Consider the following 24,895-nt stretch of genomic DNA (forward strand, 5'->3'; position numbering starts at 1 on the left):
TCGTCAGGCGGCGGAGGATTCGCGCAAGGTCGCGGTGGCGGCGATGTCGAGCGCGCCGTCGTCGGTCAGCGCCACGCCATAGGCGCTGTGCGCCGCGTCACGGCCGAGGTAGCCGAGCCGCACGTCGCGGGCGACAGCCTCAGCATCGCGGCGCTTCGGGTCGCCCCAGCCGCCGCCGCCCGGCGTTTCCAGCCGCACGCGCTGGCCGTCGCGAATCTTCACGTCGGTGACCTTGGAGGCGAGCGGTGGCGACTTCTCGCCCTCGTCGCTCTGCCAGGTGAAGCAATTTAGCACCGCCGGGGTGCCACCGGCGACACCGAAGGGCGCGAAGACGCCGCGCTCGCCCAGCAGGAAGACGTCGGCATCGGTCAGCGCCTCGATCTCATAGACGGCCCCCAACCCGCCGCGATGCAGGCCGGCCCCGGCGGAGTCCGGACGCAGAGCCCATTGGGTGAACATCACCGGATAGGCGGCCTCCAGAATTTCCACCGGTGGGATGGTGGCGGTGGAGATCGGGTTGTTGGCGTGGTTCAGCCCGTCCGTCTCCGGATTGCCGCCCAGGCCGCCGCCGAAGAAGGAGAACATCACCCAGCGCGAGCCGTCCTTGCGGTGGCCGGCCAGCGACAGCGCGTTGATGGTGCCGAAGGGGGCAGCAGCGGCGCGGGCCGGGTCGGCCAGAGCCAGCGCGCCGAACACCACGCCGATCACCCGCAGGATGGTTTCGGTATAGCCGCCGACCGGCTTCGGCGGCTTGACCGCCAGCAGGGTGCTTTCGGGGATGACGAAGGTGATCGGGTTGAGGCAGCCGGCATTGGCCGGCACGTCGGTGAAGACATGCTTCACCGCGACGTAGCAGCAGGCCACCGCGGTGGAATAGGCGATGTTCAACGGCCCGGCGCAGGGAGCCGACGACCGCGAGAAGTCCAGCGTCATCCGGTCGCCGGCAATCGTCAGGTCCAGCGCGATGAGCAGCCGGTCCGCCGTGATGCCGTCATTGTCGAGATAATCCTCGAAGCTGTAGACGCCGTCCGGCAGCTTGGACACGGCGCTGCGCATCAGCGCGTCGGCCCGCGCGGTGAAGGCGTCGAAGGCGGCGGCGACCGTCTCCTCGCCATGCTCGTCCAGCAGCTCGGTCAGGCGGCGCACGCCCAGGTCCAGGGCATTCAACTGGCCGTTCAGGTCGCCGTAATTCGACACCGGCACACGGGAATTGGCGGCGAGGATCGCCAGCAGATCGTGGTTCATCGCGCCCGCCTTGACCAGCTTCACCGGCGGGATGCGGACGCCTTCCTGGAAGCTGTCGGTGGCGCGGGCGTTGAAGTTGCCCGGCACGTTGCCGCCGATGTCGAGCCAATGGCCGACCGACGCCATCCAGCAGAACAGCCGGCCCTGACGGAAGATCGGCCGCACCAGACGGAAGTCGTTCAGGTGGGTGCCGCCGTCATAGGGATCGTTGAACAGGAAGATGTCGTCGGGATGGAGGTCACCCTCCTTCGCCACCTTGTCGATCACCGCCTTGACCGCGAAGACCATGGCGCCGACGAAGATCGGCAACCCATTTGTGCCCTGCACCAGCGTGGCGCCGGTCTCGGCATGGTAGAGGCCGTGGCAGGCGTCGCGCGCCTCGGCGATGATCGGGTTGAAGGCGGAGCGGTAGAGCGTCGCGTCCATCTCGTCGGCGATCTGCTCCAGCCGGCCTTTCAGGACGGCCAGCGTGACGGGGTCGATTGCGGTCGATTTGGCGGTGGTCTGGATGGTCATGCTGCGTCCTCCCGCTTTGCGGGCGTGAAGTCCTTATAAGCCTCGCCGAGCGCCAGCATCTCCGGCGTGCCGATCAGGTCGTTCAACGCGTTGAAGTCGAACATGCGGTCGCGGAAGGGCTGGGTGGTGCCGTGCTGCGCCAGCGAGCCGTAATAGTCCTGCGCTTGCCGAGCGAGCGCTCGCACAATTCCGCCAGGGAAGATCACCAGCCGGTAGCCCAGCTCGGCCAGGTCGGCGGCGGAGCTGATCGGCGTCTGCCCGCCCTCGACCATGTTGGCGAGCAGCGGGCGGATGCCGCCCAGGTCGGTGGCGATGGCGGACAGCTGCTCGCGGCTTTTCGGCGCCTCGACGAACAGCACGTCGGCCCCGGCCTCCACATAAAGCCGGGCACGGTCAAGAGCCGCGGACACGCCTTCCACCGCCACCGCGTCGGTGCGGGCGACGATGAGCGTGCCTTCGCTGGTGCGGGCATCGACCGCCGCCTTGATCTTGCCGGCCATCTCGCCGGCCGGGATCACCGCCTTGTCGGTCAGGTGGCCGCAGCGCTTGGGAAAGCTCTGGTCCTCCAACTGCAACGCGGTGGCGCCGGCACGCTCGAACATGCGCACGGTGCGCTGCACGTTCAGTGCATTGCCGTACCCGGTGTCGGCATCGACGATCAGCGGCGTCGGCACACGGTCGCGCACCAGGGCGATGGTGTCGGCCACCTCGCTGACCGAGACCAGCCCGATGTCGGGCCGGCCCAGCCGGGTGTAGGCGATGGCCGCGCCGGACAGGTACAGCGCCTCGAACCCGGCGGCGGTGGCCATCGATGCGGTGAAGGCGTCGTAGACGCCGGGAGCCAGCACGACGCGGTCTTCGGAAAGCCGCTGTTTGAAGCTGAGGTCGGGCATGGTCATCTCAGACGCTCCCCCCGGCGGCGGCAGGCGCCGACAGAAGCCGGGTCAGGGTTGAAAGATCGGCCGCGCGGTCGATGGTCTCGATGCAGTCGGCGATGGCGGCGGCGTGCGAAGCGCCCCAGACGGGACCGGCGAGTTCGGCGAACTTCGCCCGCACCTCGCCCGCGCTGTAGGGGTCCTCGGTGTCGCCCTTGTTGGTCAGTGCCTCCGCCGCGAAGCTGCGGCCGTCGGCGAGCGTCAGGCGGACACGGGCCGGGCGCAGGCCGGGAAGGCGGGCGGTCAGGCCGACATCCTCCCGCACCGTCACCCGGCGGGCGAGATCGCGGGTGGACTGGACCTGCCGGGCCTCGTCGCGGAAGGCGTCGGGCGTCGCCGCCCCGTTGGCGAGGAAGGTCGCCAGCGCGAAGGGCAGCGAGAATTTCGCCGCCAGCATGTTCTTCGGTTCTGGCCCGTTCAGCTGGGCGGCCCAGACATAGGTGTCGACCTCGATAGAGGCGACCTGCTCCGGCACAATCCGCCCGCCGGCCTGCGCCACGATGTCCCCCAGCGCGTCGAGCGCGCCATGGGTGTAGCGGCAGGCGGCGTGGCGCTTGAAATAGTTGCGGGCGATCTCCCAGCGCTCGCCCAGCTCGTCGACCATCAGGTCCGGCCGGAAATCGCGGGCGATGACGCCACCGAACACGCTGCCGACCCCGTCGGTCTCGCCGATGATGCCGCTGGCCGCCAGATCCCAGGCGGTCAGGCCCAGCTGGTTCGACACGCCGGCATAGGCGTTGCGAACGGTGCCGCCCTCCAGCATCGTCTGCCGGCTGGTGGCGAGGCCGAGGGTGGAGGCGATGTTGATCGTCTCGATCATCGCCGCCGCGTCAGCCCGGTTCAGGTGCGCCACGGCCAGCGCCGCGCCCGCCGTGCCCCAGGTGCCGTGCGGGTGGGTGGTGACCAGCAGCTTGGCGGCGATGCCGATGCGCGAGCCGATCTCATAGCCCAGTATCAAGGCCGTCAGCAAGTCTGCGCCGGAGGAGTTCAGCCGCGGCCCGGTGGCGAATGCAGCCGGCAGCACATGAATTCCCGGATGGCCGCGGGCATACTGGTTGCCCTCGTCCAGCTCCAGCATGGTCCCGGCGAGCCCGTTGAGGAAGGCAGCCGAGCCCGCGGGGAAGCCATGGCCCGAACCGATGGCCGGGCAATCCCCGGCGCCGGCGGTCTGGGCCATCCTGCCGACCAGCGCGCGGCATTCCGGTTCCTGCATGCCAGCGGCAATCACGCCGATGCAGTCGAGCAGCACCAGCTTGGCCCGCTCCACCACCGGGGCCGGCAGGTCGGCGAAAGTCAGGCCGGCGGCGAAGGCGCCCCAGCGGTCGAGCCAGGACGGGCAGGCGGCAGCGAGCAGCTCGCTCGCCGGCTTCACGTCGAAGGACAGGCTTGTCATGTCACCGCTCCCAGGCGGACGGCCCCTCAGAGGCCGAGATAGGTGCGTTTCAGTTCGGGGTCGCGTGCGATCTCGTCGGACGGTCCCGACAGCGCGAAGACGCCGTTTTCAAGGATGTAGGCCCGGCGGGCGACCTCCAGCGACTGGACGACATTCTGCTCCACCAGCAGGATCGCCAGCCCGTCGGCATTCAGCTTGCGGATCAGCCCGAACATCTCCTCGACCACCAACGGCGAGAGGCCGAGCGACGGTTCGTCGAGGATCAGCAGAAGCGGTTCCGCCATCATGCCGCGGCCGATCGCCAGCATCTGCTGCTCGCCGCCGGACAGGGTGCCGGCGAACTGGCCCTCGCGCTCCTTCAGACGGGGGAAGGTCGCGAAGATGCGCTCCAGGTTCCGCGCGCGGTTGGGCTTGCCGCGGCGGTAGCTGCCGAGTTCCAAATTCTCGCGGATCGACAGGTTGGGGAAGATCTTGCGGCCTTCCGGCACCTGGATCAGCCCTTGGTCGACGATGCGGGCGGCGGATTTGCCGTCGATGCGGGTGCCGCCGAAGCGGATTTCTCCGGTCCAGGCCGGCAGCACGCCCGACATCACCTTGTTCAGCGTCGTCTTGCCGACACCGTTGGAGCCCAGCACCGTGACGATCTCGCCGGCATGCACCGCCATGTCGATGCCGCGCAGCACTTCGGTGGCGCCATAGCCGGTCTTCAGCCCGCGGATTTCCAGAAGCTGTTCAGCCATGGGCCGCCCCCTCCGCCTTCAGCCGGGCGGCGGCACCGTGGCCGAGATAGGCCTCGATCACGCGGGCGTCGGCGCAGACGACGGCGGGCGGCCCTTCGGCGATCATGCGGCCCTGCGCCAGCACATAGACGCGCTCGCACAGGTTCATCACCGCCTGCATGACGTGTTCGATCATCAGGATCGTCACCCCTTCGTCGCGGATGCCCCGGATCACCGGGATGATGTCGCGGATCTCCGACGGGTTCAGCCCGGCCAGCACCTCGTCCAGCAGCAGCAGCTTGGGCTCGGTCGCCAGCGCGCGGGCCAGCTCAAGCCGCTTGCGTCCGGCCACCGTCAGCCCGCCTGCTGGGCGGTCCAGCTCGGCGCCCAGCCCGACGCGACGCGCCACGTCGCGTGCCTTTGCGGTGGCGTCGGCCCGTTTGGCATGGCGCAGATAGGCGCCGACCGCAATGTTCTCGCACACCGTCAGCCCGGCGAAGGGCTGGACGATCTGGAAGGTGCGGCCGATGCCGCGCTCTGCCCGGCGGTGCGGCTCCTCAGCGGTGATGTCGGTGCCCTCGAAACGGATGCGGCCGTCGGTGGGGGCGACGAATCCGGAAATCATCGAGAACAAAGTGGTCTTGCCGGCGCCGTTCGGGCCGATCAGCCCGACGATGCCGCCGGGTTGCAGTGACAGCGTCGCGCTATCCACCGCCATCAGCCCGCCGAACCGCTTGGAAACACTGTCAACGGCCAGCATGGGAAACCTCCTTGGGTCCGCGCGTGACCATCCCGCGGCCGCGGTCGCGCAGCCGTTCCAGCAGGCCCAGGATGCCGCCGCGGGCAAAGGCCACGGCCAGCACCAGCACCCCGCCGAAGACGATCAGGTCGATGCCGGGGATGCGGCCGGCGAACTGCTTGGCCACTTCGCCCAGCCCGTGCAGGGTCAGCGCCCCGACCACCGGGCCGAAGACGGTGCCGACGCCGCCGATGATCGGGGCCAGCAGAAGCTCCACCGAAATCCAGCTGCCGTAGGCGATGTTGGCGTCGATGTAGAGGAAGTATTGGGCATAGAGGCAGCCGGACAGCGCCGTTACCCCGCCGGACAGGGCGATGGCGCGCAGCTTCACCGTCAGGGAATTGACGCCCAGCGCCTTGGCCGCGTCCTCGTTCTCGCGCACCGCCACCAGCTGCGCCCCGAAGCGGGAGCGCTGGATCCAGCGCGTCAGCAGCAGCACCGCGGCGACGAAGGCCAGCACCAGCCAGTAGAAGACGGCGCGGTCGTCGAATTGCAGGTTGGCGGCGCGGACATCCAGCTTGATCAGCATCCCCGCCGCACCGCCGGTGAACGACGCGGCATTGGCGAGGATGCGGAACACCTCGGCGAAAGCCAGCGTCACCAGCGCGAAGTAGGAGCCGCGCAGGCCCGACCGGAAGCTGAGGAAGCCGATGAGCCAGCCGACCGCCGCCCCGGCCAGGGTCGCCAACACCAGCCCGGCCCAGGCGTTGACGCCGTAGCGCAGTTGCAGGATCGCCGTCACATAGGCGCCGGTGCCGAAGAAGGCGGCATGGCCGAAACTGAACTGGCCGCCGAAGCCGCCCAGGATGTTCCAGCCCTGCGCGCCCAGCGCCACGATCAGCATGAAGACCAGGAAATTCAGCACCGGGCTGGAGGTCACCACCAGCGGCAGCAGCGCCGCCAGGACGGTGAGGACGGCGATCGGGATCATGTCGCGCGCGGTCATGCCTTGGCTCCGAACAGTCCGGTCGGCCGCACCAGCAGCACGGCGATGAAGATCAGGAAAATGCCGATCTGGCCCAGGCTGTCGCCCAGGAACAGGCCGCACAGGCTCTCCACCACGCCGATGAACAGGCCACCCAGCAGCGCGCCGGGCAGCGAGCCCATGCCGCCCAGCACCACCACGGTAAAGGCGACCAGCACAAAGGCGCCGCCGATGCGCGGGTTGACGTAGAAGGTCGGCATCAGCAGCCCCGCCGCGACGGCAAGGCAGGCGCAGCCCAGGCCGAAGGTAACGGCATAGACATGCGGCACGTCGATGCCGACCAGATTGGCGCCGAGCTTCTCCTTGGCGACCGCGCGGATCGCCTTGCCGGTGTCGGTGCGGTTCAGCACCAGCCACAAGAGGCCGGTGACCACCACGGCGACGCCCAGCCCGATCAGCCGCGGGTAGCTGAGCAGCAGCGGCCCCAGAGCCACCACCTGGAAGGAATATTCAGTGTCGAGCGTGCGGGTGTCGGACTGGAACACGGCCAGCAGCACATTCTCCAGCACGATGGACAGGCCCAGCGTGACCAGCAGGATGTTGCCGTCGTCGCCATGGCTGGCCGGCCCGATGACGAAGCGCTGCAGGCCATAGCCAAGCACGAACATCAGCGGCACCAGCGGCAGAATGGCGAGATAGGGGTCCATCCCCAGCCATGCCCAGGCGATCCAGACCGCGAACATCGCGCAGGTCAGAAGCGCGCCGTGGGCGAAGTTGATGATGTGGAGTACGCCGTAGATCAGCGTCAGTCCAAGCGCGATCAGGGCATAGACCGCACCGGTCATCAGACCGTTCAGCGCCGCTTCCAGGATGATCTGAGGAGAATACATGGCAGCCCGCGCATGAGGGGAATGGTCCCTCACCCGCACCGGGTCGGCCGGCTTGCGGCAACCCGGACGGATGGGGGGAATGCGGAGGTGCGACGGCGAAAAACGGATCAGGCCGCCGGGAAGTTGGCCTTCGCCTCGGCGAATGCTTCGGGGAAGATCGCCTTGATGTCCTCACCCTGGATCTGGGTGTTGATCGGGGTGGCGCCCTCGTTCTGGCCGTTGACGAATTTGGTCGGGCCGTAGGGCATGATGTGGCCGGCGAAGGTGGAGGCGTTCAGCGCCTCGATGATCTTCTTGCGGTCGGATGATCCCGCGCGCTCGATGGCGTCGGCCAGCAGCAGGACGTTCGAATAGTTCAGCGAGACATTGTAGGCGAAGGACTTGCCCTGCCCTTCCACCGCCTTGCGGAGCGCCAGCGCCTTCGGGTTCTTCGGGTCGTGCCAGTGGTTGCAGTCGATGACGTTCTGGGCCGCCTGCGGGAACTCCTTGACAAAGCGGCCGTTCGACGCCGCACCGCCCAGGATCGCGTAGATGCCCTTCGGCTTGATCCGCTGCTGCTGCATCGTGCGGGCGAGCAGCACGAATTCGCCGTAGTAGTTGGACGGGATCACCAGATCGGGGTTCAGCGAGCGGATGCGCAGCGCCACGTTGGACATGTCGCGCGCCGGGGTCGGGTGGGCGATGGTCTCCAGAATCTCGAAGCCGCGCTTGGGCAGCTCGGTTTGCAGCAGCTTGGCGAGGCCGGAGCCGAACAGCCCGTCCTCATGCACCAGCACCACGGTCTTGGCCGGCTTGCCCGCCTTGTCGTTGATGGCGGTCAAATTGTCGAGCGCCACCTGGGTGACTTTGCCGAAGCCGGGGCTGAAGCGGAAGGTGTTGGTCAGGCCGCGCGACATGATCTGGTCCGACACGCCGACATCGACCAGATAGGTCAGATCGTAACGCGCCGCCGCCTGCGAGGCGGCAAGGCAGATCGGGCTGGCGAAGCCGCCGACGATGGCGGACACGCCTTCGGCCTGCATGCGCTCGACCTCCTGCGTGCCGGCTTCCGGGGTCGAACGGGCGTCGCCGAACAGCATTTCCAGCTTGGCGCCGCCCAGCGACTTGATGCCGCCGGCCGCGTTGATCTCGTTGATCGCCATCTCCGCACCGGCCCGGCCGAGGTCGCCGTCATGGGCCAGCGCGCCGGTCACCGGCTGGAGGATGCCGATCTTCACCACCGGGGTCTGCGCCCGCAGGACCGAGGGGGCGGCAAACGGCAGCGCGGTCACGGCGGCAGCCGCCGCACCGGCCTTCAGAACCGTACGGCGGGAAATGCCGGCGAGGGTGGAGTCCTGAACCGAACGTCCCATAACGCTCAACTCCTCTGTTTGATGACCCGCGGGGTGCGGGTGGGCTTTTCGCCCGATTTGCTTTTCTCGGATTTGTTCTTGTCAGCAGCGCGCGGCCAGCCGAGCGCCGGGCTCCAGCGCCGTTCGCCGTCGCTGCCGGTGCGCACCAGATCCATGTGGAAGCTGTAGCGGTCGGGCCGGTAGAGCGCGTGGAGATGTTCCACGCCGCGGCCCGACGGCTCGTAGACGATGCGGGTCAGGGTCAGCAGCGGCGAGCCGATCTCCAGATCCAGCGCCGCCGCCGCTTCCGGACCGGCCAGCGTGGCGTTGATCGCCTGGGTGGCGCGTTCCGTCGTCACGCCCGACCGTTCGATCAGCTCCAGCAGCGGGCGCGCCGCCAGTTCCGCCTCCGAATAGGTCAGGCCGATCCATTCCGGCACATGGGTGGTCAGGTAGGAGAAGGGCTCCCCGTCGATCAGGCGCACGCGCACCGACCGCTGCGCCCGCTCGCCGGGCTTCAGGCCGAGGCTTTCGGCAATCGGTTCAGGCGGCACGCCATAACCGAAGGACAGCAGCCTGACGTCGGTGCTGCGGCCCATGTCGATCAGGTGCGACAGCACATTGGACAGATCGGCGACGATGGGCCGGACGGCGCGCGTGTCATGGACGAAGGTGCCGGACCCGGCCTTGCGCTGCACCAGCCCTTCCTTGTCCAGAAGATCCAGCGCCCGGCGCACGGTGACGCGGGACACCGCATGTTCGGCGGCCAGCGCCGGTTCGCCCGGCAGGCGCGCGCCCGGCGGCAGTTCGCCGGCGACGATGCGGTCGCGCAGCAGCAGATAGATCCTGCGAGCCTTCAGGGGTTCGACCGCCGACTTCACAGCACTCCGCCTCCCCTTCCACCGGGAACCGTCCCACCGGGACCCAAGTCTGTCCATTCATCAGACAGGAACCTGTATGATAGATAATACAGCTTTGGTCAACAGCGTTGTTGGGGGTGCGAACCATCGCGGCCCGAACCCAAGCAAGCCTTCCTGGGCCCGGTCAGAGGATTTGACAGGAGCATCGCTGCCGCGCAGCGGTCACTCCGCCGCTTCGCCATAGGCGTTCGCCTTGGACATCCCGTTCGGCGCCATGTGCAGGATGCGCTGCGGGAACGGGATGGCGATCCCCAGTTCGCCGAACCGCTTCTTCATGCGGCCGTTGAACTCGCGGCCGACGTTCCATTGCTGGATTGGCAGGGTCTTGATCCGCGCCTTGACCACAACCGTGGATTCCTGGAATGCGTCGATCCCCAGCACTTCCAGAGACTCCAGAATCAGAGGCGCGAAGCGGGGATCGGCACGCAGCCCCGCCCCGATCTCGTGCAGGACTGACACGACGCGGTCGACATCCTCGCCATACGAGACGGCGACATCGAAGACGTAATAGCTGAAGTCCTTGGTCATGTTGGAAATGCTGGTCACCGCGCTGAACGGCACCGTGTGCACCGTCCCGTCGAAATCGCGCAGGCGGATGGTGCGGATGGTGATGCCCTCCACCAGACCGCCCTTGCCGCCGACATTCACCACATCGCCGACCGAGATGGTGTCCTCGAACAGGATGAACAGGCCGGTGATGACGTCCTTCACCAGCGTCTGCGCGCCGAAGCCGACGGCAAGGCCGACCACGCCGGCACCGGCCAGCAGCGGCCCGATGTCCAGCCCCAGTTCCGACAGGGCGATCAGGGTGACGAAGGTGGTCAGCAGCACCATCAGCGCATTGCGCAGCAGCGGCAACAGCGTGCGGATGCGGGCGCTGCGCTGGATGGTGTGGCCGTTGCGGTCGGTGGTGGCGAGGTTCCGCTCGATGACAGCGTTCGTCAATTCCCAGACCGCGAGCGCGATGGCAGCCACCAGCAGGATGGCGAGGCTCGAGGCGACGAACCGCCAGCCCAGGGCGGTTTCCACCGCCCCCCGGATGTCCAGCCCCCAGGCATCCATCACCACCAGAGCGGTAAAAACTGCGACCGACCAGTGCAGCAGCCGGGTGCCCGGCCCGACATAGCGCTTTATCCGTTGCTCACCCCAGGTCGAGCGCTGGCGGTCCAAACGCCGTCGCAACGCCGCGGAGCCCTGGGCGATGCCGCGCCCGGCGATCCGGGCGATTGCGATCACCGCCATCGACACGGCGGTTGCCCGCAGGACGAACAGCAGTCCGCCTTCGACCTCCAGAGCCCAGATGCCGAACAGTGCCACGATGTAGAGGATGGCAACGGCATGCCAGACATTGGCCAGACGCCGGCCCGCCGCGCGCAGAAGGCGGCCGGGGCGTGTGGTCCTGATAGCGTGCGCTCCCCCCAGCTCCTGATCCGGAACCGACGGGGCGGCCGAAATCTCCCCGCGCAGCCAGGACGCGACGGCGACGCGGCTTTGCAGGACCAATGCGGTCAGCATGACGGCATCGGCAAGCCCGACCAGCTTCACCAGCGTGTCGTAGGACTGTTCCGGCAGGCCGAGCGTGCGCACGGTCCCGGCGGCGAACAGGCCGTAGACGGTGGTGGCGGCGATAGCCCGGCTCCACAGCAGGAGACGCCGCGCCGACGCGTCGCTCATCGGGATCAGCCGCAGATTGGTGGAGCGCGGCGACAGCAGCCCGCGCATCACCAGAAGCACGACCTGCACGAACAGGCTGGCGTTCAGGAAGGCGACCCCGAGCAGCCGCACCGTCGCCGGCGGGTCGATCAGCACCAGAACGCCGAAGCCGGCAAAGGCAAAGGCGGCGATGGGCGCCAGATCCATCAGGGCGCGGACCAGCAGCAACGGGATCTTGGCGATGGCAGACTGGAACGGCCGTGCCGCCAGGATCGACCGCGGCCGGCTCAACAGCCGGATCGTGACCAGCCTGATGCTGTGCCCGGCGACAAGGACAAGGGCGAGTTCGGCGAACAGCCAGGCCCAGGTCGCCCGCTTTGCCGGATCCAGCGCCTGCCGCTGCAGCCAGCGCATCCCCTGCGGCGCGGCCAGCACCACCTCGCCGGTCGTCCGGACCTCCTCCCCCAGATTGTCCAGCCGTGCCGACAGCACCGTCAGCAGGCGCGTGCCGAGGCGTTCGGTATCGCGTTCGGGCTTGGCCGCCTGTTCGACCTGCTGCAAAGCCTTCAACTGGTCCAGCAGTTCCTCGCGCTTGGCCGGGTTCTCCAGCGAATCGACCAGACGGCCGATCTCCTTCGGATCCGGTGCCGGGGCCGACGTTGTCAGCGGCGACTGCGCAAAGGCGGAACCCGCCGCGGTGAGGATGGAAACGCCGATGGACAGGAGGCAGAGCAGCATGATGAAGGCATGGCGCCTCGTTCGGCGGCGGTCCGCTGGCGCTTGCGCGCTGCATTCGGCAAAAACCATAGGCTCCTGAAGCGTTGGATGGGCAATCCGTCGACAACAGGACGGGAAAGCCCATCGTCACGCTGCCCGCGCCGTCTGAAATGGCATAACCCATAGGCAAGCGGCTTGGGATCGATGGGATTTGCTTCTGGCTGAAATCGCAACTCCGCATTTCCGATTTCGATTTGCCCGGCTTATTCCTTGGTCTCAGGCCGAGGGGCCGGGTTGCCAGCCGCCGCCCCGCGGGCGAGGATCGGACGGATCCCGGCGCTGCAAAGCCCAAGTTCGAAAAGCCAGCTTCCAACCGTCCATCAGGGGAAAGACCGCCATGACCATTCCGCCGAGCGAGCAGGTGCAACTCGTCGCCTATCTGGTCGCCAAGCCCGGCCAGGAGCAGGCGCTGGCCGACGCCATCACCGCCATCGTTCCGGACGTGCTGAAGGAGCCGGGCTGCCTCGCCTACTCCGCCCATGTCAGCCGTGAAAAGCCCGGCACCATTGTGATGTACGAGATCTGGCAGGATCAGGCGGCGCTCGACACTCATGCGAAGGCTGCGGCCTTCACCGGCCTTGCCGCGCAGTTCGATGCGCTGCTGGGGGAGCCGCTGCGGATCGACCTGCTCCGCCGCATCGCCTGATCAACGCAACGGCGGTCAGGCGTCGCCGACCCCCGGCTTGCCGGGAGGCCGGCCAAGGCTCGTGCGTGCCGCCTCCAGGATCTCTTCCGACAGGGCGGGATCGTCGACGGCACGCGCGAGGATCAGGGCGCCGACCATCTCAGACAGGGTGGTCAGCGCCGCTTTCCGCTTCGCCTCCGCCGAGCGGCCCGGAACGAGGCGGCTCAAGCCGTCGAGGAAAGGCCGTAGTCCGCGGGTGAAGGCACTCCGCGCCGCTCCGCCCTGGCGGGCCACATCGATGCCGAGTGCCGCGATGGGACAACCGGCGGCACTGCGGTCGCGGTGGCGCGGAGACAGGTAGCTGTCCAGCAGCGCCGTCAGAGCCTCGTCCCCCTTGGTCTCCGCCGATACGCGCCAGCGCTCCGCCGCCACCTCCATCGCGTGGGCGCAGGCCTCCGCTGCCAGTTCCTCCTTCGAGGCGAACTGGCCGTAGAAGCCGCCGTGGGTCAGACCGGCCTCCTTCATCAGGTCGGCGACGCCGATCCCGTTGAAGCCGCGCTCGCGGAACAGCGCGCTCGCCACCTCGACGACGCGGCGCCGGTTCTCCGCCGCCTGCTCCTTGCTCACCCGCATGATGCACCTTCCCTGACACGACCCTGAGAAGCGTCCCCGCAAAACGATGGGAGACCCGTTGACAAATTATATGACGATCATCATCAATTATGCAAACATGATACCCGTCATTTAATTGTCGCCCCAGCCGGGCCACCGATCCGGAGACCGCAACATGCACACCGCTTCGACCCACGACCCCGTCGTCATCGTGTCCGCCGTCCGCACGCCGCTGGGCCGCTTCCAGGGAGACCTGTCGGCGCTGCCGGCCCCGGCCCTCGGCGCCCGCGCCATTGCCGCGGCGGTGGAGCGTGCCGGCTTGCCGCCCGCCAGCATCGACGAGCTGCTGTTCGGTTGCGTCCTGCCCGCAGGGCAAGGGCAGGCGCCGGCCCGGCAGGCCGCCCGCAGCGCCGGGCTGCCCGATGCGACCGGAGCGACCACGGTCAACAAGGTCTGCGGCTCGGGCATGAAGGCGACCATGCTGGCCCACGACCTGATCCGCGCCGGGTCGGCCGACATCGTTGTGGCCGGCGGCATGGAATCGATGACAAACGCCCCCTACCTGCTGGCGAAGGCCCGCGGCGGATATCGCATCGGCCATGACCGATTGCTGGACCACATGATGCTGGACGGGCTGGAGGATGCCTATGAGGGCGGCCGCGCCATGGGCGATTTCGGCGAGGCGACGGCCGAGGCCTACGGCTTTACCCGCGCCGAGCAGGACGCCTACGCCGCCCGGACGCTGACCCGCGCCCGTGCGGCGGTCGAAAGCGGTGCGTTCGCGGCGGAAATCGTGCCGGTCACGGTTCCTGTCAAGGGTGGCGAGCGGGTGGTCGCGCAGGACGAGAACCCGCTGAAGGTTTCGCCCGACAAGATCCCGGCGCTGAAGCCCGCCTTCCGCCGCGACGGGACGATCACCGCCGCCAGCTCGTCGGCCAATGCGGACGGTGCCGCGGCGCTGGTGCTGACCCGGCGTTCGGTGGCCGAGGCCGCCGGATTGCCGATCCTGGCGGAGATCCGCGGCCACGCCACCCACAGTCAGGATCCGGCCTGGTTCACCACCGCTCCGATCCCGGCGATCCGCAAACTGCTGGACAAGGTCGGTTGGTCGGTGGGCGAGGTCGATCTGTTCGAGATCAACGAGGCCTTCGCCGTCGTCGCCATGGCGGCACAGCGCGACCTGGGGATCGATCCCGAGCGGTTGAACGTCAATGGCGGGGCCTGCGCGCTCGGTCACCCCATCGGCGCCACCGGGGCACGGCTGATCGTGACGCTGCTGCATGCCCTGGCGGCACGCGGACTGACGCGGGGCGTGGCCTCCCTCTGCATCGGCGGCGGCGAGGCCACGGCCATCGCCGTCGAGCGGATCGGCTGAGGCGCCCCAACCGGCAATTATCAGCCTGCCTCCTCCCGGTTCAGCCGGCGCGCCATGGCGTCGAGGAACAGGCGCACGCGCGTCGGCAGTTGCCGTTGCGAGGGGAACAGCGCACAGACCGGTGCGGGGTCGCCATGCCAGTCCGACAGCACCCGCACCAGCCTGCCGGCGGCAAGGTCGTCCTCAACGTCGATCTGTGACTTCCACATGAGGCCGCAGCCGGCAAGCGCCCAATCCTGGGCAATGTCGCCATTGTCGCAGCGCAGGCGGGATGCGGTGTCCAGTTCGACCACCGCACCGCCGGGTCCCAGCAGGCGCCAGTGCCCGCCGGTGCCGCGATACTGGATGCAGTCATGGCTCTCCAATTCCTGCGGCGAGGCGGGCCAGCCGCGACGCTCCAGATAGGCCGGCGCACCGACCAGGATGCGGTAATTGTCGGCCAGCCTGCGCATGACCAGCGCCGAATCCCTGGGCGCGCCGATCCGCACCACCACGTCCAGCCCCTCGTCGATCAGATCGACCATGCGGTCGGTCAGGCGCAGGTCGACCGAAATCCGCGGATAAGCGTCGACAAGCTCGCGGCAGACCGGGCCGACATGCATGCGCCCCAGGGCGGCCGGCGCTCCCACCCGCAGAATGCCCTGCGGCTCGACGCGGCCATGGCTGAGAGCCTCCTCGGCCTCCGCGACCTCGGCCAGAATGCGCTGGGCATGGCGGTACAGCCGCTGCCCCTCCTCCGTCAGGGCGAGGCGCCGGGTGCTGCGGGCGACCAGCCGCGTGTCGGTCCGCCGCTCCAGCGTCGCCAGCCGCTTGCTGACCACACTCAGGGCCAGATTCATCTCGCGGCCGGCGGCGGACAGGCTGCCCGCGGCGACGATGCGGACGAAGGTGCGCAGTTCATCGAGATCGCCCAGCATACCAGTCGTATTCTTTCCATTCGGTGGAGAGTGCATCGATTAGGTCGAGGATACTGCGTAATCCGGAGAGGTTCTAGACTTCCTTCCAGCCCACCCCTGAAGGAACTGCACCATGTCCGAAACCTTGAAAAACGCGCGCATGCTGGTGGTCGGCGGCAGCTCCGGCATCGGTCTGGCGACCGCCACGGCCGCTGCCGAAGCAGGCGCTTCGGTCACCATCGCCTCGCGGTCGCGTGACAAGCTCGACGCCGCGGTCGCTGCAATCGGCGGCAACGCACGCGCCGTCGTGCTCGACACCCGCGACCTGGAGGCGGTCGAACGCTTCTTCGCGGAAGAGCCGGCCTGGGACCATGTCGTCGTTTCCGCGGCGCAGACGCCCAGCGGGCCGGTGCGCGGCCTTGCCGTCGCCGACGCCCGGACCGCGATGGACAGCAAATTCTGGGGCGCCTACCATGTCGCCCGTGCCGCAAAAATCAGCGAGACCGGATCGCTGACCTTCGTGTCGGGCTTTCTCAGCGTCAGGCCCTCCGCGACCTCCGTTCTGCAGGGCGCCATCAATGCGGCGCTGGAGGCGCTGGCCCGCGGGCTGGCTCTGGAACTCGCCCCGGTCCGCGTCAATGCCGTTTCGCCCGGCCTGATCGCGACACCGCTGTGGTCCGGCCTGCCCGAGGAGAAGCGGGAGACGATGTTCGCCGGCGCCGCCCAGCGCCTGCCCGCCCGCCGGGTCGGCCAGGCCGGGGATATCGCCAACGCCGTGCTGTTCCTCGCCACCACCCCCTTCGCCACCGGCTCCACGGTGCGCGTGGATGGCGGCGGCGCCATCGCCTGACCGGCCGCCGGACCTCACTGCCTGACACCCTGGAAAACGCCATGCCCACCAAATTCCAAAAGATCGCCGGACGCGCCCTGTTCGTCGCAGCCCTGGGTTCCGTCCCCGTCGGCAACCTGCTGGCTGCCGACGGCGTCCCCATCCACGAGTTGATCGTCGCCACGCCGCAACCGGGGTCCCGAACCGATGCGACCGTCAATGCGGCCCGTGCCTTTTACGAATTCTGGAACAGTGGAGACACCGCCTATCTGAAACAGGCGATCTCCGACCGCTTCACCGACCGCACCCTGCCCGCCGGCCGGCCGCAGGGGCCGGAGGGGCCGGCATTCGCTTCGCGCGGCTTCCGCGCCGCCGTGCCGGATCTGGGCGTCATAGTGGAGAAGATGATCGTGGCCGGCGATTACGTCACCGTTCACATGACCTTCACCGGGCATTTCAGCGGCAAATTCGGTGACACTGCCGGCAAGGGGCAAGCGATCCGCTTCATCGCAACCGACCTGTTGAAGGTGGAGGACGGCCGGATCACCGACAACTGGCATATCGAGGACAATCTGACCCTGTTCCAGCAGATGGAACTGGCCCGGACCGGTCCGTGAGCTGACCTCGAAGCCGCGGCACGTCATGGGAATTGATGAATCGCTTGCATAAGTCCATGCATCTTTGGGGGACTAATCGCGGACAGTCCCGTGGACTAGCTTCTCTGGCTCCAGCACCGCCACACCGAGGCGGGCAACGACCGGAGGATCGAGGCCATGGACATCGCACGCGTCGGCTCGCAGCCATCCACCAGGGGACCGGCGGACTGGTTCACGGGTACGGTCCGCATCGACCCGCTGTTCCAGCCGCACCCGCCGGCCCGCACGACCGCCGCCAGCGTCACCTTCGAACCCGGCGCCCGCACGGCATGGCACACCCATCCGCTGGGGCAGACGCTGATCGTCACCGCCGGCTGCGGCCGTGTCCAGCGCGAGGGCGGCCCCATCGAGGAGATCCGCCCCGGTGACGTGGTGTGGTTCGCGCCGGGCGAACGGCACTGGCACGGCGCCTCGCCTACAATGGCGATGACGCACATCGCCATCCAGGAACAGTTGGACGGCAAGGCGGTCGACTGGATGGACAAGGTGACGGACGAGCAATACGGCGCCTGATGCCGCCCGTCCCGGAACAGAAACCGAGAGAAGCGAGGAGTTTCCTCCCATGACTGTGAAAGCCTATGGCGCCCATGCCGCCGACAAACCGCTGGAGCCGATGGACATCGCCCGCCGGGCTCCCGGTCCGCATGATGTGCAGATCGAGATAGCCTATTGCGGCATCTGCCATTCGGACCTGCATCAGGTCCGGGCGGAATGGGCCGGCACGCTGTGGCCCTGCGTTCCCGGCCACGAGATCGTCGGCCGGGTTTCCGCCGTCGGCGGCCATGTGAAGGACTTCCGCGAAGGCGATCTGGTCGGCGTCGGCTGCATGGTCGACAGCTGCCAGCATTGCGACGACTGCGAGGCCGGACTGGAAAATTACTGCGACGGCATGGTCGGCACCTACAACGGACCGACCGACGACCCGCCCGGCCACACGCTGGGCGGCTATTCGCAGCGGATCGTCGTTCTCGAACGCTATGTTCTGCGCGTCAAGCACCCGGAGGAGCAGCTTGCGGCGGTGGCGCCGCTGCTGTGCGCCGGCATCACCACCTATTCGCCGCTGCGCCACTGGCAGGCGGGGCCGGGCAAGAAGATCGGCGTCGTCGGGATCGGCGGCCTCGGCCATATGGGCATCAAGCTGGCCCACGCGATGGGTGCCCATGTGGTGGCCTTCACCACGTCCGAATCCAAGCGGGAGGATGCGAAGGCGCTGGGTGCGGACGAGGTCGTCGTTTCCCGCAACGAGGACGAGATGGCCGCCCATGCCAAGAGCTTCGACCTGATCCTGAACACGGTGGCGGCTCCCCATGATCTGGACGCCTTTCTCGTGCTGCTGAAGCGGGATGGAACGATGACGCTGGTCGGTGCGCCGGCTACGCCGCATCCCTCGCCCAACGTGTTCAACCTGATCACCAAGCGGCGGTCCATCGCCGGCTCGATGATCGGCGGCATCCCCGAAACGCAGGAGATGCTGGATTTCTGTGCCGAGCACGGCATCACCGCGGACATCGAGCTGATCCACGCCGGGGACATCAACGCGGCCTATGAGAGGATGCTCAAGGGCGACGTCAAATACCGCTTCGTGATCGACAACGCTTCCCTGTCCGCCTGATCCCGGCTCTCGCCTCCCTTTTGAAAATTTGAGCACCCCCGAACCGGCGCGTCCCAAGCGGCCCGCCGGACGGGGGCTTGCTGCCCTGGACTTCGGCAAATATGCAAACTCACGTCTCTTCGGATGCCGACAGGATCGTGCCGCAGCCGGCAGCATGGGGTGCCGTCTTTGCGCTGTCCCTCGGCGCCTTCGCCCTGGTCGCATCCGAATTCATGCCAGTCAGCCTGCTGACCCCGATAGCGTCGGAACTTCACATCACCGAGGGACAGGCCGGACAGGCCATCTCCGTATCCGGCGCCTTTGCCATGCTGACCAGCCTTTTCATCTCGTCCCTGGCCGGCTCGCTCGACCGCAAGCATCTGCTTCTGGGATTGACCGCCCTGATGATCCTGTCGGGAACCATCGTGGCCGCTGCACCGGATTACCCGACCTTCATGGCGGGCCGGGCCCTCATCGGCGTCGCCATCGGTGGATTCTGGTCGATGTCGGCGGCCACGGCCATGCGGCTCGTTCCCGACCGTCAAGTGCCGCGGGCGCTTGCGGTCCTCAACGGCGGCAATGCGCTCGCCACCGTCATCGCCGCACCGATGGGAAGCTTTCTCGGCGGTCTCATCGGCTGGCGCGGAGCCTTCTTTCTGGTCGTGCCGGTCGCCGCAATCGTCCTCGTCTGGCAGGCGGTCAGTCTTCCGTCCATGAGGACGGAAAGCCGTTCATCCCCCGTGACAGTCTTCCGGCTGATGGGCCGCCCCGTCGTTGCGTTGGGAATGATTGCGGTCAGCGTCTTCTTCATGGGGCAGTTCACCCTGTTCACCTACCTGCGGCCGTTCCTGGAAACGGTCGCCCATGTCGATGTTTCCACCTTGTCGTTCATGCTGCTGGCGATGGGGGCGGCCGGCTTCGTCGGCACCACCCTGATCGGCGGATTCCTGAAGACGGGTCTCTACCGGACGCTGATCGTCATTCCGGCACTGATGGCTCTCACCGCTCTGATGCTCGTCATGGCTGACTGGACTCTGCCGATGACGGCGCTGCTGCTCGCCTGCTGGGGGTTGTTCGCCACGTCTGCACCGGTCGGCTGGTGGACCTGGGTGGCGAGGACGCTGCCGCGGGACGCCGAGGCGGGTGGCGGCCTGATGGTGGCCATCGTCCAGCTTGCCATCACCCTGGGAGCGGTGGTCGGCGGCCTGCTGTTCGACGCAAGCGGACATCGCGCCACCTTCGGCGCCAGTGCAGCCCTGCTCGCTCTCGCCGCCCTGCTGGCTTTCCTCACCTCCCGCGCCGGAATCGCAGGCATGCAGCGGGGACAGCAGCCCAATTCCTGAAATCCATTCGGACGCTATAATGTGCGGAACGACATGAAGGAGAGTCATGAATGCCGCGTGAGAGCGTCGACGATCTACTGGCCTTCATCGCGGTGGCCCGTGAACGGAGCTTCACCAGGGCGGCGGCGCAGTTCGGCCTGTCGCAGTCGGCGCTCAGCCACACCATCCGCCAGCTCGAAGCCCGGCTCGGAATCCGGCTTCTGACCCGCACGACGCGGGCGGTGTCGCTGACCGATGCCGGCGAGCGTCTGTTCAACGGCATCCGTCCGCATTTCGAGGAGATCGGCGCGCAGATCGACGCGCTCAGCGAGTTGCGCGAGAAACCGGCCGGCAACATCCGCATCAGCGCATCCGACCATGCGGTCGCCCATGTGCTCTGGCCCAAGCTGCGCGACATCCTGCCGAAATACCCCGACATCAAGGTCGAGCTGGTTCTCGACAACGCGCTGATCGACATCGTTGCCACCCGATGCGATGCCGGCGTCAGGATGGGCGAGCTGCTAGCCAAGGACATGATCTCGGCCAGGATCAGCCCGCCGGTCCGCTTCGCCGTGATCGGCACCCCCGCCTACTTCGACGGCAATCCGATCCCCGCCAGCCCGCAGGAGCTTGTCCACCACAACTGCATCAATCTGCGCCTGCCGACCTATGGCGGCCTGTGGGCGTGGGAGTTCGAACGCGAGGGGCAGACGGTCAACATCCGCGTCGATGGACAGGTGGCCTTCAACAACATCCACAATGTTCTGGAGGCAGCCCTGGATGGCTTCGGCCTTGCCTATGTTCCGGAGGACATCGCCAGCCCCCACATCGCGCGGGGGCGGCTGATGCGCGTCCTCGAAGACTGGTCGCCTTACTGGGAAAGCTATCACCTGTATTATCCGAGCCGGCGACAATCCTCGCCGGCCTTCATCGCGCTGGTCGAGGCGCTGCGCCATCGCGAATGACGGGACGGGACCGGCGTCGACCGGCCCCACCGGCCTCTCAATCCGGCAATGCCGGATCCGGCGGCCAGCGATGGACGAAGCCGGCGTCGCGCTCCAGCCGCCGGCCCAGGCCGATCAAGCGGTGCTCTTCGCCCGGACGGGCGATCAACTGGATGCCGAAGGGCAGCCCGTCAGCATCGCCGGCCGGCAGCGTCAGCACCGGAAACCCGATCAGCGTCACGATGGCGGTGACGCCGAGATAATCCAGGATCGTCTCCGTCGGACTGCCGTCGATGGCCGTCACCTCGCCATCCTCGTTCGGCCAGGGCATCACGCCGCAAGCGGGGGCCACCAGAATATCAATGTCCCGAAACAGTGCCGTGAAGCGGCGGTACAGCGCGGTGCGCGCCGCCTGCGCCTCCAGATAGGCCTGGGCGGTGATGCCGCTGCCCGCTTCGATGTTCCACCGCACGGTGTCGGTCAACCGCTCGCCGTGCCTGTCCAGCAGCGGGCCGTAGGCGTGGCTGATCTGTGCAGCGCGCAGCGTGCGGAAGGTCGCCATGGCGTCACCGCAGTCGGGATGACGGCGGAGGACCGGCCCTGCCACACCCTCCAGCCGGGCAACGGTGGCGGCGAAGCGCTCCCTCACCGCATGCGACACGGTTGCGGCACCGAAATCGGCCGTGGCGCCCAGCCGTGAGCCCACCCCTCCATCGGCACCGTCGCGGAACGGCGCCAGAAGCGATGTCGGATCGTCGAGGTCCATTCCGGCCATCGCCGCGAGCAGCACTGCGCAGTCCGCCGTGTTGCGCGCGATCACCCCATGCGTCGCCAGCGTATCCCAGCCCAGCGGCCGTTTCGGCGCCGGGATCGATCCGGGCGTCGGCCGGATCGAGGCGACGCCGCAGAAGCCCGCCGGTACCCGCACCGACCCGCCGAAGTCGGTGCCGTGGGCCAGCGGAACCATGCCGGCGGCGACGGCGACCGCAGCGCCGCCGCTCGATCCGCCGGACGTCAGCCGCGGATCGAACGGGTTGCGCGTCGGTCCGGCCAGACGGTTGCCGCAGATGGCGCCGAAACCGAATTCCGGCGTGTTGGTCTTGCCGATGACGATGCCGCCAGCCGCTTCGATCCGCTCCACCGCGACATCGTTCGCCGCCGGCACATTGTCTGCGTAAAGCTCCGACCCATAGGTCGTGCGAATACTGGCGGTGTCGGTCAGATCCTTGATGGCCACCGGCACGCCATGCAGCGGACCGACCGGGCGGCCGGTCTTCGCAAAGGCGGCATCGAGTGCCCCGGCCCACGCCAGCGCCTTGTCCGCGGCGACGGTGAGGAAGGCGCAGAGCGCGGGATCGGCAGCCGTGATCCGGTCCAGATGCGCCTCCGTCACCGCGCGGGCTGAAAGCTCCCCGCTGGCGAGACGCGCCGCCAAGGCCGCCGCGCTGTCCCGCCACAAGACGTCATTCTGCACAGACATTCATCAAGCTCCCGGCAATGGCGTCAAAAACGGCATATGCATCCGGCCTGCGCACAAGATGGCGGCAATTCGCGTTCCGCAAAAACCGCAGGCTGAATCAAAACAACGCTATCATATTGCCATATAACGTAAAATGCAAAATCGGCATGCCGTTTGCTAAAGAGGAAGGCAATCGAACGGCAACGCGAAAGGGATGGTTCAGCCATGGTCAGCGCTTCGCCCAACGGCCCGGCTTCCCCGCGCGGGCAGACGCTTCTTCTCGACGGGATCACCCAACGCTACGGCACGTCGCTCGCGGTGAACGAGGTCACGCTCGACATCCGCGGCGGCGAACTCGTGGCCCTGCTCGGCCCGTCGGGCTGCGGAAAGACCACCCTGCTGCGGATCATCGCCGGTTTCCTCGCCCAAACGAAGGGGCATGTGATGGTCGGCGGCAAAAGCGTGGACGGACTGCCGCCCAACCGCCGCTCGGTCGGCATCGTCTTCCAGAACTACGCGCTGTTCCCGCACATGACGGTGGCGGAGAACGTCGCCTACGGGCTGGATGCACGCGGCGTCGACCGCGCCACCCAGCGCAGCGAGGCACAGCGCATGCTGGATCTGGTCAAGCTCGGCCATCTGGGCGACCGCACCCCGCGCCAGCTGTCCGGCGGCCAGCAGCAGCGCGTGGCGCTGGCCCGCGCGCTGGCGGTCAACCCGTCGATCCTGCTGCTGGACGAACCCTTTGCCGCGCTGGACAAGAATCTGCGCCTGGACATGCAGATCGAGGTCAAGCGCATCCAGCGCCTGTCCGGCATCACCACCATCCTCGTCACCCACGACCAGGAGGAGGCACTGTCAATGGCCGACCGCGTCGCGGTGCTGAGCCAGGGCCGGCTGGAGCAATTCTCCCCGCCGACCGAGATCTACGACGCGCCCGACAGCCTGTTCGTCAACACCTTCGTCGGCTCGGCCAATTTGCTGGGCGGCGTGCTGGTCGACAGCGACCGCAACGCCGGCCGGGTGCGGCTGGACGCCGGTGGGCTGATCGAGACCCGCGCGCCCAAGGGCGATCTGCGGCCGGGCTCCCGCGTCACCGTCTGCCTGCGCCCCGAACATCTGAGCGTCGATCCCGCCACGGGCGACGCCGAGACGCTGAATGGCGTGGTGGAGATGGGGCTGCCGCTGGGCGCCACCGTCGTCCACGAAATCCGCGTCGGCGACGGCACCGCCGTCAAGGTGTCGGAACCGCGCATCCAGCGCACCGACCTGCTGGCGCCCGGCACCCCGGTGCGGCTGGCACCGGTCGCCCCCCGCCTCGCCTCGGTCTTCGCCGCGGCCTGAATCTCCTCTTCACCCACCTCCGCTCACCTTCAGGCCCCCTCTCACCTTCAGGAGTGAACGATGCTGCTGACCCGCCGCAATCTGATGCAGACGGCGCTGACGCTGGGTGCCATGCACGCCTTCCCCGGCCTGACCTGGGCGCAGGCGCGCCCGCTGGTCTTCGCGACCTTCACCGGCAGCTGGGAGGAAGCCCACAAGGCCGTGCTCGTCCCCGCCTTCCGCAAGGCGGCGGGCAATGCCAACATCGTGCTGGACCCGATGCTGTCGGTCGACCAGATCGCCAAGGTCAACGCCGCCAGGTCTAACCCGCCGATCGACGTCATGCTGCATGATCCGGGCCCCGCGCTCCAGGCCATCGCGCAGGATCTGGTCGAACCCTATCCGGTCGAACAGAGCGCCTATTACAAGGACCTGATCCCGGCGGCTCAGGTCCCAATGGGCCCGGCGCCCTTCTTCCAGGTGGTCGGCATCACCTACAACCCGGAGACGGTGAAGACGCCGCCGACCTCCTGGGCCGATTTGTGGAAGCCGGAATTCAAGGGCCGCGTCGGCATCACCAACCTGAACTCGACGCTCGGCACCGGCTTCATGGTGGAACTCGCCAAGATGCATGGCGGGTCGGAGGCCAACATCGATCCGGCCTTCAAGGCCATCGAGGCGCTGCGCCCCAGCCTTGCCGCCGTCGCCGCCAACCCAGGACAGCTCGCCACCCTGTTCCAGCAGGGCCAGATCGACATTTCCCCCGGCAACTTCAACGCCATCCAGATCCTGAAGGCGCGCGGAGTCCCGGTGGAGTTCGTCATTCCGAAGGAAGGCGCCATCGCCTTCAAGACGACCATCCATATCGTCAAGAACTCCCCCAACAAGGAGCTGGCCTTCAAGCTGATCGAAGCCGCCCTGTCGCCGGAGGTGCAGGCCACGCTGATGGAGGAGCCCTACCTGATCGTGCCGACCAACACCAAGGTCGCGATCAAGGGCGAACTGGCCAAGACGCTGGCCAAGGACCATGCCGAGATCGCGAAGAAGTTCGTGTTCCAGGACTGGGGCAAGATCAACGAGCAGCGCGCCGCCTGGATCGAGCGGTTCAACCGCGAAATCCGCGTCTGACCATCAACAGCCCGCCAGCCGGAGGAGGCGCC

At 67.8% G+C, this 24,895-nt stretch carries 23 protein-coding genes; 10 read left to right on the plus strand and 13 right to left on the minus strand.

Going from position 1 to position 24,895, the window contains the following annotated elements; all coding sequences use genetic code 11:
- Positions 1 to 3: 3 nt before the first annotated feature.
- The 10 genes from ABNQ38_RS10345 to ABNQ38_RS10390 form a co-directional block, all read right to left on the minus strand.
- On the minus strand, positions 4 to 1,761 hold the full coding sequence (locus tag ABNQ38_RS10345) for a hydantoinase B/oxoprolinase family protein (protein ID WP_377807403.1): 1,758 nt from the start codon (positions 1,759 to 1,761) through the stop codon (positions 4 to 6).
- Positions 1,758 to 2,660: an oxaloacetate decarboxylase gene (locus ABNQ38_RS10350; RefSeq protein ID WP_377807404.1), complete on the minus strand. Its 903-nt coding sequence runs from the start codon at positions 2,658 to 2,660 to the stop codon at positions 1,758 to 1,760. Before ABNQ38_RS10350 ends, ABNQ38_RS10345 begins: the two co-directional genes overlap by 4 nt.
- 1 nt (position 2,661) lies before the next feature.
- A complete protein-coding gene (locus ABNQ38_RS10355; protein WP_377807405.1) occupies positions 2,662 to 4,089 on the minus strand; it encodes an MmgE/PrpD family protein in 1,428 nt (475 codons plus the stop codon).
- A 26-nt stretch (positions 4,090 to 4,115) separates the two neighbouring features.
- Positions 4,116 to 4,829, minus strand: a complete 714-nt coding sequence (locus ABNQ38_RS10360) for an ABC transporter ATP-binding protein (RefSeq protein WP_377807406.1) — start codon at positions 4,827 to 4,829, stop codon at positions 4,116 to 4,118.
- Complete coding sequence (locus ABNQ38_RS10365; protein ID WP_377806747.1) at positions 4,822 to 5,568, minus strand: ABC transporter ATP-binding protein; 747 nt, start codon at positions 5,566 to 5,568, stop codon at positions 4,822 to 4,824. Before ABNQ38_RS10365 ends, ABNQ38_RS10360 begins: the two co-directional genes overlap by 8 nt.
- Positions 5,555 to 6,553 carry a branched-chain amino acid ABC transporter permease gene (locus ABNQ38_RS10370; RefSeq protein ID WP_377806748.1) on the minus strand — a complete coding sequence of 333 codons (999 nt, stop codon included), beginning with the start codon at positions 6,551 to 6,553 and terminating at the stop codon, positions 5,555 to 5,557. Before ABNQ38_RS10370 ends, ABNQ38_RS10365 begins: the two co-directional genes overlap by 14 nt.
- Positions 6,550 to 7,422 carry a branched-chain amino acid ABC transporter permease gene (locus ABNQ38_RS10375; protein ID WP_377806749.1) on the minus strand — a complete coding sequence of 291 codons (873 nt, stop codon included), beginning with the start codon at positions 7,420 to 7,422 and terminating at the stop codon, positions 6,550 to 6,552. The genes ABNQ38_RS10370 and ABNQ38_RS10375 overlap by 4 nt, the downstream gene beginning before the upstream one ends.
- Before the next feature lie 107 nt (positions 7,423 to 7,529).
- Positions 7,530 to 8,774, minus strand: coding sequence for an ABC transporter substrate-binding protein (locus ABNQ38_RS10380; protein ID WP_377806750.1), 1,245 nt, complete (start codon positions 8,772 to 8,774; stop codon positions 7,530 to 7,532).
- 5 nt (positions 8,775 to 8,779) lie between these two features.
- Positions 8,780 to 9,634 carry a GntR family transcriptional regulator gene (locus tag ABNQ38_RS10385; RefSeq protein ID WP_377806751.1) on the minus strand — a complete coding sequence of 285 codons (855 nt, stop codon included), beginning with the start codon at positions 9,632 to 9,634 and terminating at the stop codon, positions 8,780 to 8,782.
- Positions 9,635 to 9,835: 201 nt separating this feature from the next.
- Positions 9,836 to 12,064 carry a mechanosensitive ion channel domain-containing protein gene (locus tag ABNQ38_RS10390; protein ID WP_377806752.1) on the minus strand — a complete coding sequence of 743 codons (2,229 nt, stop codon included), beginning with the start codon at positions 12,062 to 12,064 and terminating at the stop codon, positions 9,836 to 9,838.
- 376 nt (positions 12,065 to 12,440) lie between these two features.
- Here ABNQ38_RS10390 and ABNQ38_RS10395 point away from each other — a divergent pair, with 376 nt between their 5' ends.
- Entirely contained in the window at positions 12,441 to 12,749 is a 309-nt protein-coding gene (locus tag ABNQ38_RS10395) for a putative quinol monooxygenase (RefSeq protein ID WP_377806753.1), read from the plus strand.
- A gap of 15 nt (positions 12,750 to 12,764) precedes the next feature.
- Here the strand turns inward: ABNQ38_RS10395 and ABNQ38_RS10400 are convergent, their stop codons facing one another.
- On the minus strand, positions 12,765 to 13,361 hold the full coding sequence (locus ABNQ38_RS10400; protein WP_377806754.1) for a TetR/AcrR family transcriptional regulator: 597 nt from the start codon (positions 13,359 to 13,361) through the stop codon (positions 12,765 to 12,767).
- A gap of 154 nt (positions 13,362 to 13,515) precedes the next feature.
- Here ABNQ38_RS10400 and ABNQ38_RS10405 point away from each other — a divergent pair, with 154 nt between their 5' ends.
- Positions 13,516 to 14,715: an acetyl-CoA C-acyltransferase gene (locus tag ABNQ38_RS10405; protein ID WP_377806755.1), complete on the plus strand. Its 1,200-nt coding sequence runs from the start codon at positions 13,516 to 13,518 to the stop codon at positions 14,713 to 14,715.
- A gap of 20 nt (positions 14,716 to 14,735) precedes the next feature.
- Here ABNQ38_RS10405 and ABNQ38_RS10410 read toward each other — a convergent pair whose 3' ends face one another.
- On the minus strand, positions 14,736 to 15,632 hold the full coding sequence (locus ABNQ38_RS10410; protein WP_377806756.1) for a LysR family transcriptional regulator: 897 nt from the start codon (positions 15,630 to 15,632) through the stop codon (positions 14,736 to 14,738).
- A gap of 112 nt (positions 15,633 to 15,744) precedes the next feature.
- Between ABNQ38_RS10410 and ABNQ38_RS10415 the strand changes: the two genes are divergently transcribed.
- The 6 genes from ABNQ38_RS10415 (at position 15,745) to ABNQ38_RS10440 (ending at position 20,974) form a co-directional block, all read left to right on the plus strand.
- Positions 15,745 to 16,461, plus strand: coding sequence for an SDR family oxidoreductase (locus ABNQ38_RS10415; RefSeq protein ID WP_377806757.1), 717 nt, complete (start codon positions 15,745 to 15,747; stop codon positions 16,459 to 16,461).
- Positions 16,462 to 16,502: 41 nt separating this feature from the next.
- A complete protein-coding gene (locus ABNQ38_RS10420; protein WP_377806758.1) occupies positions 16,503 to 17,057 on the plus strand; it encodes an ester cyclase in 555 nt (184 codons plus the stop codon).
- A 156-nt stretch (positions 17,058 to 17,213) separates the two neighbouring features.
- Positions 17,214 to 17,609 carry a cupin domain-containing protein gene (locus tag ABNQ38_RS10425; protein WP_098738516.1) on the plus strand — a complete coding sequence of 132 codons (396 nt, stop codon included), beginning with the start codon at positions 17,214 to 17,216 and terminating at the stop codon, positions 17,607 to 17,609.
- Positions 17,610 to 17,658: 49 nt separating this feature from the next.
- Positions 17,659 to 18,708, plus strand: coding sequence for an NAD(P)-dependent alcohol dehydrogenase (locus ABNQ38_RS10430; protein WP_377806759.1), 1,050 nt, complete (start codon positions 17,659 to 17,661; stop codon positions 18,706 to 18,708).
- Positions 18,709 to 18,809: 101 nt separating this feature from the next.
- The gene (locus ABNQ38_RS10435; RefSeq protein ID WP_377806760.1) at positions 18,810 to 20,030 is read left to right on the plus strand and encodes an MFS transporter; all 1,221 of its coding nucleotides are present in this window, start codon (positions 18,810 to 18,812) and stop codon (positions 20,028 to 20,030) included.
- 50 nt (positions 20,031 to 20,080) lie between these two features.
- A complete protein-coding gene (locus ABNQ38_RS10440; RefSeq protein ID WP_377806761.1) occupies positions 20,081 to 20,974 on the plus strand; it encodes a LysR family transcriptional regulator in 894 nt (297 codons plus the stop codon).
- Positions 20,975 to 21,011: 37 nt separating this feature from the next.
- Here the strand turns inward: ABNQ38_RS10440 and ABNQ38_RS10445 are convergent, their stop codons facing one another.
- Positions 21,012 to 22,433: an amidase gene (locus ABNQ38_RS10445; protein WP_377806762.1), complete on the minus strand. Its 1,422-nt coding sequence runs from the start codon at positions 22,431 to 22,433 to the stop codon at positions 21,012 to 21,014.
- Between the two features lie 204 nt (positions 22,434 to 22,637).
- On the opposite strand from ABNQ38_RS10445, the gene ABNQ38_RS10450 reads away from it, so the two are divergent.
- Positions 22,638 to 23,756, plus strand: a complete 1,119-nt coding sequence (locus ABNQ38_RS10450) for an ABC transporter ATP-binding protein (protein WP_377806763.1) — start codon at positions 22,638 to 22,640, stop codon at positions 23,754 to 23,756.
- Between the two features lie 60 nt (positions 23,757 to 23,816).
- Positions 23,817 to 24,863, plus strand: a complete 1,047-nt coding sequence (locus ABNQ38_RS10455) for an ABC transporter substrate-binding protein (protein WP_377806764.1) — start codon at positions 23,817 to 23,819, stop codon at positions 24,861 to 24,863.
- The last annotated feature ends 32 nt before the right edge of the window (positions 24,864 to 24,895 follow it).

This window comes from Azospirillum sp. A29, from assembly GCF_042604625.1.
In the GTDB taxonomy this organism is placed as follows: domain Bacteria; phylum Pseudomonadota; class Alphaproteobacteria; order Azospirillales; family Azospirillaceae; genus Azospirillum; species Azospirillum palustre.